General features: G+C 64.2%; 10 protein-coding genes. 8 read left to right on the top strand and 2 right to left on the bottom strand.

Annotated elements, in window-relative coordinates; translation table 11 throughout:
* From yajC to V3H18_RS09920, 7 genes are all read left to right on the top strand, one after another.
* The coding region (gene yajC, locus V3H18_RS09950; RefSeq protein WP_332081874.1) for a preprotein translocase subunit YajC at positions 1 to 530 on the top strand (530 nt) is incomplete at its 5' end.
* A gap of 36 nt (positions 531 to 566) precedes the next feature.
* Positions 567 to 2,159, top strand: coding sequence for a protein translocase subunit SecD (gene secD / locus V3H18_RS09945; protein WP_332081873.1), 1,593 nt, complete (start codon positions 567 to 569; stop codon positions 2,157 to 2,159).
* Between the two features lie 15 nt (positions 2,160 to 2,174).
* The gene (secF, locus tag V3H18_RS09940) at positions 2,175 to 3,266 is read left to right on the top strand and encodes a protein translocase subunit SecF (protein WP_332081872.1); all 1,092 of its coding nucleotides are present in this window, start codon (positions 2,175 to 2,177) and stop codon (positions 3,264 to 3,266) included.
* Positions 3,263 to 3,640 (top strand): Mth938-like domain-containing protein, encoded by a 378-nt coding sequence (locus V3H18_RS09935; RefSeq protein ID WP_332081871.1) that lies wholly within the window; start codon positions 3,263 to 3,265, stop codon positions 3,638 to 3,640. Before secF ends, V3H18_RS09935 begins: the two co-directional genes overlap by 4 nt.
* A gap of 1 nt (position 3,641) precedes the next feature.
* Positions 3,642 to 4,493, top strand: coding sequence for a phytoene/squalene synthase family protein (locus V3H18_RS09930; RefSeq protein ID WP_332081869.1), 852 nt, complete (start codon positions 3,642 to 3,644; stop codon positions 4,491 to 4,493).
* Between the two features lie 34 nt (positions 4,494 to 4,527).
* Complete coding sequence (locus V3H18_RS09925; protein WP_332081867.1) at positions 4,528 to 5,862, top strand: ActS/PrrB/RegB family redox-sensitive histidine kinase; 1,335 nt, start codon at positions 4,528 to 4,530, stop codon at positions 5,860 to 5,862.
* A gap of 59 nt (positions 5,863 to 5,921) precedes the next feature.
* Entirely contained in the window at positions 5,922 to 6,515 is a 594-nt protein-coding gene (locus V3H18_RS09920) for an ActR/PrrA/RegA family redox response regulator transcription factor (RefSeq protein ID WP_332081866.1), read from the top strand.
* Between the two features lie 107 nt (positions 6,516 to 6,622).
* Here V3H18_RS09920 and V3H18_RS09915 read toward each other — a convergent pair whose 3' ends face one another.
* Positions 6,623 to 7,096, bottom strand: coding sequence for an MmcB family DNA repair protein (locus V3H18_RS09915; protein ID WP_332081865.1), 474 nt, complete (start codon positions 7,094 to 7,096; stop codon positions 6,623 to 6,625).
* A gap of 97 nt (positions 7,097 to 7,193) precedes the next feature.
* On the opposite strand from V3H18_RS09915, the gene V3H18_RS09910 reads away from it, so the two are divergent.
* A complete protein-coding gene (locus V3H18_RS09910) occupies positions 7,194 to 8,279 on the top strand; it encodes a polyamine ABC transporter substrate-binding protein (protein ID WP_332081864.1) in 1,086 nt (361 codons plus the stop codon).
* A 123-nt stretch (positions 8,280 to 8,402) separates the two neighbouring features.
* Here V3H18_RS09910 and dnaA read toward each other — a convergent pair whose 3' ends face one another.
* A complete protein-coding gene (dnaA, locus tag V3H18_RS09905; protein ID WP_332081863.1) occupies positions 8,403 to 9,905 on the bottom strand; it encodes a chromosomal replication initiator protein DnaA in 1,503 nt (500 codons plus the stop codon).
* Positions 9,906 to 10,683 lie beyond the last annotated feature (778 nt).

Raw genomic sequence — 10,683 nt, 5'->3', positions numbered from 1 at the left:
CCCCTGCGGCGCCGAGCGCGCCCGCCGCGCCGACGCCGCCGAGCGTCCCCCTTCCGACGACGGCCACGCAGACCGGCCAGGCGACCGAAAGCGCGCCGCCGCAGGCGCCCACGCTCCCGGAGATGATGGAGCAGCTCGTTCCGATCATCGTGGTCATCGCCATCGTCTATATTCTGGTGATCCGCCCGCGCTCCCGGCGCGAGAAGGAGCAGCTCGCGCAATTGCGCAATGTCCGCCGCGGCGACACGCTCGTCACCTCGGGCGGCCTTGTCGGCAAGGTGACGAAATCGATCGACGACAACGAAATCGAACTCGAAATCGCGCCCAATGTCCGGATCAGGCTGCTGCGCAGCGCCATCGTCGAGGTGCGCGCCAAGGGCGAGCCCGTGAAGGACGAGCCGACCCCCGCGCCCGCGCCCGCAGGCAAGTCGGGCGGCGCGAGAGGGGCTAAGTCCGGCGCCGCCAAATCCGGCGAGGCCAAGACGAGCGATCCGAAGTCGGGCGACACCAAGACCGGATCCCAGGGCTGACGGCCCTTTTTCCATCACCTAGCCGATAGCGAGACGATGCTGCGATTTTCGACGTGGAAATCCATCGCCATTGTGGCGATGACCTTGGCCGCCATCCTTGTCGTCGCGCCGAGCATGCTCTCGCCGGCGCATTACGAACAGCTGAAGGCGCGTCTGCCCGCGTGGCTCACGCCGCCGACGATCGTGCTCGGCCTCGATCTGCAAGGCGGCTCGCATGTGATGCTCGAAGTGGATCAGGCCGATCTCCTCAATACGCAGATACGGAATTTGCGCGACGACGTGCGCCGCATTCTGCGTGAGGAAAAGGTGGCGATCACGGGCGGCATCGGAACGATCCCGCGCGGCGTGCAGGTGCGCGTCGCCGACCCGGCGGACCGGGAAAAAATCCTCCCCAAACTGCGACAGTTGCGCAACAGCTTCAGCGCGAATCTGATGGGCGGCCCCTCGCCGCTCGACGTCGAGGCCTCGCCCGAAGGCGTCATCCGCATCACCGTCACCGACCTAGGGCTGACCGACAAGTCGCGCAGGGCCGTCGAGCAGTCGATCGAGGTCATCCGCCGCCGCGTCGACGCGCTCGGCACGCGCGAACCGAGCATCCAGCGCCAGGGCGACGACCGCGTGCTGGTGCAGGTGCCGGGCCTGCAGGATCCCGAGCAGCTCAAGACGATTCTGGGCCAGACGGCCAAGCTCGAATTCCGCCTTGTCGCCGATCCGGGCCAGAACCCGGGGGAGACCGAGGAGCTCGAACAGACCGATCAGGAAGGCAAAATCCTCATCGAAAAGCAGGTCATGGTCCAGGGCGAGGATTTGACCGACGCGCAGCCCGGCTTCGACCAGCAAAGGAGCGGCGAGCCCGTCGTCAATTTCCGCTTCAACATTCGCGGCGCGCAGAAATTCGGCGACGTGACCTCGAAGAACGTAGGCCGGCTTTTCGCCATCGTGCTCGACAATAAAGTGATCTCGGCGCCGCGCATTCTGACGCCGATCACCGGCGGCTCCGGCCAGATCTCGGGCCATTTCACCGTCGAACAGGCAAATAATCTCGCGATCCTGCTGCGCGCCGGCGCCCTGCCCGCCAAGCTCAATATCGTCGAGGAGCGCACGGTCGGCCCCGGCCTCGGTCAGGATTCGATCGACGCCGGCAAGCGCGCCGCCTATGTCGGCGCCGCCCTCGTCGTCGTCTATATGCTCATCACTTACGGAGTGTTCGGCGTCTTCGCCAATCTCGCGCTTTTCGTGCACATCGCCTTCATCTTCGCCGGCCTCGCGCTGCTCGGCGCGACGCTGACGCTGCCCGGCATCGCCGGCATCGTGCTCACCATCGGCATGGCGGTCGACTCCAACGTTCTGATCTATGAGCGCATCCGCGAGGAAAACCACGCCGGACGCTCGATCCTCGCCTCGCTCGACGCGGGCTTCAATCGCGCCTTCGCCACCATCGTCGACTCCAACGTCACCATGTTCGTCGCGGCGGCGATCCTGTATTTTCTCGGCTCGGGGCCGGTGCGCGGCTTCGCCGTGTCGCTCGCCCTCGGCATTCTGACAACCATCGTCACCGCCGTGACCATGACGCGCATGATGATCGCGGTCTGGTATCATTATGCGCGGCCGACGAAACTCCCGATTTAAGAGGGGCGACTCAAGATGAAACTTCTGCGCCTCGCCCCGGAGAACACCAAATTTCCTTTCATGCGGTTCCGCCGCGTGAGTTATCCCTTCTCGGCCGTTCTGTCGCTCATCGCCGTCGCGCTTTTTGTGTTCAAGGGCATGAATTTCGGCATCGACTTCGCTGGCGGCACGATCATCGAACTGCGCGCCAAGTCGGGAACCGCGGAGGTCGGCACGCTGCGCACGCTCGGCGAGGGATTGAGCCTCGGCGACATCGAGGTGCAGGCCTTCGGCAATCCCGCCGACGTCACCTTGCGCTTCGGTCTGCAGCCGGGCGGCGACGTGGCGCAGCAGGGAGCGGTCGAGCGCGTCCGCGGCGCGGTCGAAAAGGATTACGATCTACGCCGCGTCGAGGTCGTCGGCCCGCGCGTATCGAACGAGCTGGTGCAATCGGGCACGCTCGGCGTCGTGCTCTCCATCATCGCCGTATTGACCTATCTGTGGTTTCGTTTCGAATGGCAGTTCGCCATCGGCGCGGTCATCGCGACGATGCACGATCTGCTGCTGACGGTCGGCTTCTTCTCGATCACGCAGCTCGAATTCAACACCACCTCGATCGCGGCGATTCTCACCATCGTCGGCTATTCTTTGAACGAAACCGTCGTGGTGCTCGACCGCATCCGCGAGAACATGCGCAAATATAAGAAAATGGGGACGGCGCAGATGATCGACATGTCGATCAACGCCGTGCTGCCGCGCACGATTATGACCGCGACGACGGTGATGCTCGCCCTTTTCGCCCTCGTCGCCTTCGGCGGCCAAGTCATTCGCTCCTTCTCGCTGGCGATGATCTGGGGCATTTTCGTCGCGACCTATTCCTCGATCTTCATCTGCTCGCCGATGCTCATTTATCTCGGCCTGCGCAATGAGGACGCCGACAGGGCGGCGAACAGGCAGGAGCCGAGGCGGGAAGCCGAGGCGGAGGCCGCGCTCGAAAGCGAGGACGCAGAGGATATCGCCCTTTCCCCTGAGCCCGCCGCCGAGAAGGAGCCGGCGCCGCCGCGCAAATCCGGCGGAAAGCGCGCCAAGTCGAACGCCAAGCCAAACGCCAAGCCGAGGCCGGCGTGACGCCCCCAGAGGGGGGGTATGTTCCAGGGCGCCATAAGATCGACGACTATGGCGGCGGCGGCTTTCGCTTCGCGGATATGTCGCATAAGGGCTCGATCCTCGCGCTGCCCTCGGGCGTGCGGGCGATGGCCCTGACCCAAGCGGCGGAAATCGACGCGGCGACGATCGACTGCGCGCTTTCCGAAAGCGGCGGGCTCGATTTCTTCATCGTCGGCACCGGGAAGGACCTGCTGCCGCTCGCGGCGCGCCTGCGGGCGCAATTGCGCGCGGCGGGCGTCGGCAGCGAAACGATGGCGACAGGCGCGGCGGTGCGCACTTATAATATGCTCGTCGATGAGGATCGCCGCGTCGGCGCGCTGCTGATCGCCGTGTGAGATGACAAGCGTTCCAGACGAGCATTACGCGCAATGCGAAACGCTGCTGCGCGCGCGCGACCGCGACCTCTGGCTCGCCTCGCTCTTCGCGCCGCAAGAGGCGCGCCCTCATATTCACGCGATCTACGCCTTCGCGCAGGAAGCCGCCGACGCGCCGGCGAAGGTGACGCAGCCGATCCTCGGCGAGATGCGCCTGCGCTGGTGGGCCGACGCCATCGAAGCACATGAAACGCAGGGCGAAGGCGCGCGCGCCCACCCGGTCGCCGACGCGCTCATCGACACGATCGAGCGTTTCGTCCTACCCCGAGCGGAGCTCGTCGCGCTCGCCGACGCGCATATCGCCGATCTTTACGACGATCCCTTGCCGACTCTCGCGGCGCTGGAGGATTATTGCCGTGCGACCGCCGCGGGCCCGATGCGCTGGGCGGCGCGCATTCTCGGCGCCGATCCAGACGCGACCTCGGCGCGCGCTTTCGACGACGCCGGCGTCGCGCTCGGCCTCACGCGCATGTTGCGGGCGGCTCCTCGCGAACTCGCGCGCTTCACGCCGACGGAGCTTCTGGCGCGCCACGGCGCGAGGCGGGAGGAATTCGAGGGGACCCGGTTGGGCGCAGAGCTACGCGCGGCCCTCGCCGAACTCCGGGCGCTGGCCCAGCGGCGTTACGTGGCGGCGCGCAAGGCCGCCGGCTCCCTTGGCGACGCCCGCGCGGCGCTGCTGCCGGCGGCGACAATTCCGCTTTATCTGGAGCGAATGGCGCGAAAGGACTACGATCCGTTTCGCCCATTCGCCGATCCCTCGCCGCTCCGGCGGCAATGGCGTCTCTGGCGCGCGGCCCGCGGCGTCGGATTGTGACGCGGCGCGACGCGCGCCCAATACGGACCCGAAAATGACCATCGTCAATTACGATTACGACTCCCGGCGCCTGCGCATGGAGACGCTGCTGATGCTGCGCTGGGTGGCCATCGCCGGCCAGGCGGCGGCGTGTATCGGCGTCTATTTCCTGCTCGGCTTCGATTTTCCCGTCGGCCTCTGCTTCGTCTTCATCATCGCATCGGCGACGCTCAATATCGGCCTGCGCTTCGGTTCGCCGAGCAGCTTGCGCCTCGGCGACTTAGAGGCCGCCGTGCTGCTCGGCTACGACATCATCCAGCTCGGCTTCCTGCTTTATCTCACCGGCGGACTGACCAACAGTTTCGCCATGCTGTTCCTCACGCCCGTCATCATTTCGGCCGTGTCGTTGCCGAGCAAGCTCACCCTGCTGCTCGGCATCGTCATGGTCGCCGTCGCGACGCTGCTTACCGTCGAATATTTCCCGCTGCCTTGGTACCCCGACGAGAAACTGACCTTTCCGCTCCTCTACCGCACCGGCGTATGGGCGGCGCTCGCGCTCAGCGCGGGCTTCATCGGCATTTACGCCGCGCGCGTCGCAGACGAGGCGCGGCTCCTGGCGGCGGCGCTTGCGGCGACGGAACTGGTGCTCGAGCGCGAGCAGCATCTTTCGCAGCTCGACGGTCTCGCCGCCGCCGCCGCGCATGAACTCGGCACCCCGCTCGCGACGATCACGCTGATCACCAAGGAACTCCAAAAAACCGCCCCCGAGAACGCGCCGGCCCTGCGCGAGGACCTCGCGCTTCTCGCCCAGGAGGCCGCACGGTGCCGCGAGATCCTCGGCAAGCTCGCCTCGCTCGGCGAGCAGGACCAAAGCGCCGTGATGAACATCCTCTCCATCGACACGCTGATCGAGGAAGTCGTGGAGCCGCAGCGTGAATTCGGCGTCGAGGTCGAAATCTCGAAGACGGGCGCCTCGGCCGCTCCGGCGCTGGCGCGCAATCCCGCCATTCTTTACGGCCTCGGCAATCTCGTGGAAAACGCAGTCGATTTCGCCGATTCGCGGGTGAAGATCGACGCCTGGTGGAGCCCCAACTACGTGACGATCTCGATCCAGGACGACGGGCCGGGCTTCTCCCCCGCTATTCTCGACCGGCTGGGCGATCCCTATCTGCGCGGCCGTCCTACCGGGCGGCGCACTAAGAACGATGCTGAGTCGGGCCTCGGACTGGGCCTATTCATCGCCAAGACGCTATTGGAGCGTTCCGGCGCGACGGTCGAGGCCAGCAATGTCTCGCCGCCGCGCACCGGCGCCCTCGTCAAGATCACCTGGCCGCGCGCGGCGCTGGAGCCGCCCGCCGCAAGGGCGAAAATCGCCCAACAGGACAAATAGATCGACGCGGCGCAGCCGATGGTCTAAGTTTGACAAAAATCACCTGGTTGGAACGCGCAATGGTCGCCGAAGAATTGAATGAGGCCGATCGGGGAGAACCCGCCGAAACGGCGGCTTCGAGCTTGCCGCAGGACCGCTCGCTGCTGATTCTCGACGACGACAAGCCCTTCCTCGGCCGTCTGGCGCGCGCCATGGAGGCGCGGGGCTTCACCGTGACGCCATGTGAAACGGTGGCCGAAGGTCTCGCCGCGCTCGAAGCGAACCCGCCCGCTTTCGCGATCATCGACATGCGGCTCAATGACGGCAACGGACTCGACGTCATCTCGAAGCTGAAGGCTTCGCGCCCGGATGCGCGCGGCATCATTCTCACGGGCTATGGCAATATCGCCACCGCCGTCACCGCGGTGAAGCTCGGCGCTTTCGACTATCTCGCAAAGCCGGCCGACGCCGACGAAATCTACCATGCGTTGATGGCGACGAAGCTCGACAAGCCAGACGCGCAGGAAAATCCCATGTCCGCTGACCGCGTCCGCTGGGAACATATTCAGCGCGTGTTCGAGTCCTGCGACCGCAACGTCTCAGAGACGGCGCGCCGCCTCAACATGCATCGCCGCACGCTCCAGCGCATTTTGGCCAAGCGCGCGCCGCGCTAAACAATTTTATCAATCTATGATTCACGAACATGTTTAGCTTATTGAATTGACGCGTTTTCGACGCCGAGCCGGTATCCACTTCGGCGGAAAACGCTATGCCGCTCCTCTCAATTCGCCAGTTCGTCGCCGAAGGCGAGCGCGCAATAGCGATCCGCCGCCAGCGAGGCGAAACGCAGCAGCATGGCCCGTCGGCGGGCCGGCGCGAGTGGAAAGACCGGGGCGTCGCGCAGCTGCATCGCGCCATGGGCGTCGGCAAGGATAAGGCCCGCGTCGGGCGGAAAGGGCGCGGGATCGAGGTCGACGGGAATCGCGAAGTAAAATCGGTCGCAATATTCGCGATAGCGCGGCCATTTCAGGTCGGCGCGAAAATCCGCATAGCTCGATTTCACCTCGACGATGCGCAAGACGCCGTCCGAGGCGAGCGCGACGAGGTCGGCGCGGCAGCCGTTCGGCAGCGGCGCCTCGCAGATGACCGAGAAGCCGCAGGCGCGCAGATAGCGCCGCGCGCCGCGCGTCACGCTTCTCGTGGCGTCGGGCCGCGCATCGCGCGCCGACGCAACGCGGGCGGAAAAAGGCGTCACTTGAGCCTCCATCGGGAATCACGCCAGCATGGCGCGTCGCCAAAGGACTCGCAAGCATGATAGTTTCGCCTCGTTGATCCGCTCATCGGCCAGAGTCATGAAAAAACTTCTCGTCACGCTCTTCCTCACGCTTGCCCTTTCCGTCGCGCCCGCCGCCGCCGCGCAGCGCATCCTGAATATTTTCAACTGGAGCGATTATATCGATCCAAGCGTGCTCGAGGATTTCACGCGCGAGACCGGAATCAAGGTGATCTATGACACCTATGATTCGAACGAGATGCTGGAAACGCGCCTCCTTGCGGGGGATACCGGCTACGACATCGTCGTGCCCTCGGCGACCTTCCTGCAACGGCAGATCGCGGCCGGCGTCCTTCAGCCGATCGATCGCGGCAAGCTCTCCAACGCCAAGAACATCTGGCCCGAGATCGACGCGAAGCTCGCGCGTTTCGATCCGGGCAATCGCTATGCGATCAATTATATGTGGTATACGACCGGCGTCGCCTCCAACGTCGCGAAGATCAAGGAGCGCCTCGGCAAGCCGATCACGAGCTGGGAGCAGGCGCTCAAGCCCGAATGGCTTAAGAAACTCGCGGACTGCGGCGTCTATATGCTCGACAGTCCCGAAGACATGTTTGCGATCTCGCTCAATTTCCTGAAACTCGACCCCAATTCCAAATCGCCCCAGGACCTGCGCAAGGCGGCCGAGCTGCTCGGGAATCTGCGGCGCTACGTCAAGAAATTTCACTCGTCGGAATATATCAACGCGCTGGCGAATGGCGACATCTGCCTTGCCGTCGGCTGGGCGGGAGACAGTTTCCAGGCGCGCAACCGCGCGCGCGAAGCCGGCTCCGACGTCGACATCGCCTATGTGATCCCGAATGAAGGCACGCTGATGTCGCTCGACAATCTGGCGATCCCGAAGGACGCCCCGCATCTCGCCGAAGCCTATCTTTTCATCGATTATCTGCTGCGCCCCGACGTCGCCGCGCGCAACACCAAGGCGACCGGCTTCGCGAATGGCGTCGCGGCGTCGCGCCCGCTCATCGACAAGGCGATTCTGGACGATCCGTCGATCTATCCGAACGAGGCGGTGATGCGGCGGCTCTTCACGGTGGCGGCGCCCGACCAGGCGCAGCAAAAACTCATCACCCGTCTATGGACGACGGTGAAGACCGGCCGGTAAGCGCGCGGGCCGCCGTAGGCGCGGCGCGCGCTTATCGATCGGACGCAATCGTCCGGCAGAAATCGCGCACAATCAAATAGCGGCGCAAGTTCAGACCAAAAAAGAACTTTTTCGGAACGCGCCCTATTGCTCGCTCAATATCCGCTTCAAAAGCTCGATGACCTCGGCGAGACTCTTGTCCTTGCCGACAAGCTCCTCGATCTTGCGCACGGCGTGCAGCACGGTCGTATGGTCGCGCCCGCCAAAACGCCGGCCGATTTCCGGCAGAGAGCGCAGCGTCAGCACTTTTGACAGATACATGGCGATCTGCCGCGGGCGAACGACATTGGCGGTGCGGCGCGAGGAAAGAATGTCGGCGCGCGAAATATTATAATGGCTTGCGACGAGCTTCTGTATGTCGTCGATCTTCACGCGCTTGGGGTCTTGCGTGCGCACGAGGTCGCGAATGGCCGCTTCCGCCGTCTCGACGGTGAGCGGCGCGCCGGTCAAGGTGGCGTGGGCGAGCAGCCGGTTGACCGCGCCCTCGAGGTCGCGCCCATTGGTGACGATGGTGCGCGCGACATAGGAGACGACTTCCGGCGGAACGTGGAAATTGGGCTGCGACTCCTTCGCCGCCGCGATGCGGGCGGAGAGGATTTTCATGCGCAGCGCCTCGTCCAGCGGGCCGATGTCGACGCAAAGCCCACCCTTGAAACGCGACAGCACGCGCTCGTCCAGCGTATCGAGTTCCGAGGGCGGGCGGTCGGCCGCGACGACGACCTGGCGGCCGGCGTCGATCAGCGCATTGAGCGTATGACAGAATTCCTGCTGGATCGACTTGCCTTGCAGGAACTGCACATCGTCGATGATGAGCATGTCGATGCCGCGCAATTTCTCCTTGAAGGCGATGGAGGTCTGCGCGGTGAGCGAAGAGACGAAGCCGCTCATGAAACGCTCCGCCGTCAGATAGATGGTGCGGCGGCGGTTGTCGTTTGAGGCGTGGGCGAGCGCCTGCAAGAGATGCGTCTTGCCGAGCCCGACCGCCGCATGGGCGTAGAGCGGATTGAACATGGGAATGTCGCCCGGCCGCGCCTCCGCCACCCGGCAGGCGGCGGCATAGGCGAGCTGGTTCGACGGGCCGACCAGGAAGGTCGAGAAAGAAAGACGCCGGTCGAGCGGCGAGCCGACGAATGCGTCCACGTCATTGCGCGGCGCGGGACGCGCGCTCCGGCGGCCATTCGCTTCGCCGACGACTTCGACGACTGGCGCGAAGGCGGACTGGACCGCGCGCTGGCTGAAGAGCGGCGTCGCGACCTCGCATGGCTCCGGCGCGCCGTCGCGCTGACGCATTTTGCGAATGGGCGAGCGCACGTCGATGACGACGCGCTCGACCTTCTGGAATTCGGAGGCGGCGCGCGCCTTGATGCGTGGCGCATAATGCGACTGCACCCAGCTCTTCAGAAATTTGGTGGGAACGGTGAGATGCAGCGCGCCGTCGTTGACGGCCTCCAATTCGAGGCGCGTAAACCAGGAATTGTACACGGCGTCGCCGAGATCGGTCCGCAACCTGTGTCGCACCCTGTCCCATTTGGAGCGGTCTTCCGCGGAAATTCCGTCGCCAGGCAATTGTTCTCTATGATCGGACATATCAGACCTTTTTCCGAAACGCGCGCCAAGAGGGAACCTCCGGCGAAAACCGCCGCAGGCGCTGCTCGAAAGGAACTTGTTAAGGCGAGTAAATGACGCCGCGAACGGCGTTAGAAACGGGATCCCAAGGGCGGGCCGATCGCGAGGCCCGCATGACTGGACCCCTTCGCGCGTCTACTGAAACATTCACGGCGACGCGACGCGGACATGCGTCTGGCGACGCGTTCGCACATGTTGCGCGTTCCGCGGACCATCTCGGCCAACCGCCCTCTCGCCATGGCAAAACCTCCCCTCGTCCCGGACCGCAAACAGTCCAGGATCAATTGCGCGTCGCAGGATACGGACTCTATTCAACGCTCTTGCGAACTGGTCACTTGAATTCGAACCGAACGGCTGGAAAAGCGGCAATGCGTCGCGACCTCGGTAAACCAGCGCTTGAAGACAATCGTCTCCCCTCTATTGCGCCGCGCCAGAGGAAAAAATCGACGCCGACCGTTTCTCATTCGGCCTTTTGAGGCTACACGCGCCTGCCGGAACGCGCAACGACAAGCGTCATTAAAACTGTCATATTGATTGTAAATTTTATGCGCAGACGATGCGTCTCTTTGTTCGTTCGCTGATAAGCCGATGATTCATGGCCGTTAAAAAACCGCGGATGACGCATGTCTCAAGTTCTGTGGCGCCACGGCTTCAACAGCCAAATTCGTCCGAAAAAAATCTGTCAAGCGGGGCGCCTTTTCACCTTCGTGACGGCTTGATTGCAAGAGATTGAATCAGG

It is taken from the genome of Methylocystis borbori, assembly GCF_036576025.1.
GTDB lineage: Bacteria > Pseudomonadota > Alphaproteobacteria > Rhizobiales > Beijerinckiaceae > Methylocystis > Methylocystis borbori.
This window is presented reverse-complemented; position numbering and strand designations above follow the sequence as displayed.

Coding starts and splice junctions, on each gene's coding strand:
- secD (WP_332081873.1), top strand. CDS start 567: ATGCTGCGATTTTCGACGTGGAAATCCATCGCCATTGTGGCGATGACC.
- secF (WP_332081872.1), top strand. CDS start 2,175: ATGAAACTTCTGCGCCTCGCCCCGGAGAACACCAAATTTCCTTTCATG.
- V3H18_RS09930 (WP_332081869.1), top strand. CDS start 3,642: ATGACAAGCGTTCCAGACGAGCATTACGCGCAATGCGAAACGCTGCTG.
- V3H18_RS09925 (WP_332081867.1), top strand. CDS start 4,528: ATGACCATCGTCAATTACGATTACGACTCCCGGCGCCTGCGCATGGAG.
- V3H18_RS09920 (WP_332081866.1), top strand. CDS start 5,922: ATGGTCGCCGAAGAATTGAATGAGGCCGATCGGGGAGAACCCGCCGAA.
- V3H18_RS09910 (WP_332081864.1), top strand. CDS start 7,194: ATGAAAAAACTTCTCGTCACGCTCTTCCTCACGCTTGCCCTTTCCGTC.
- dnaA (WP_332081863.1), bottom strand. CDS start 9,905: ATGTCCGATCATAGAGAACAATTGCCTGGCGACGGAATTTCCGCGGAA.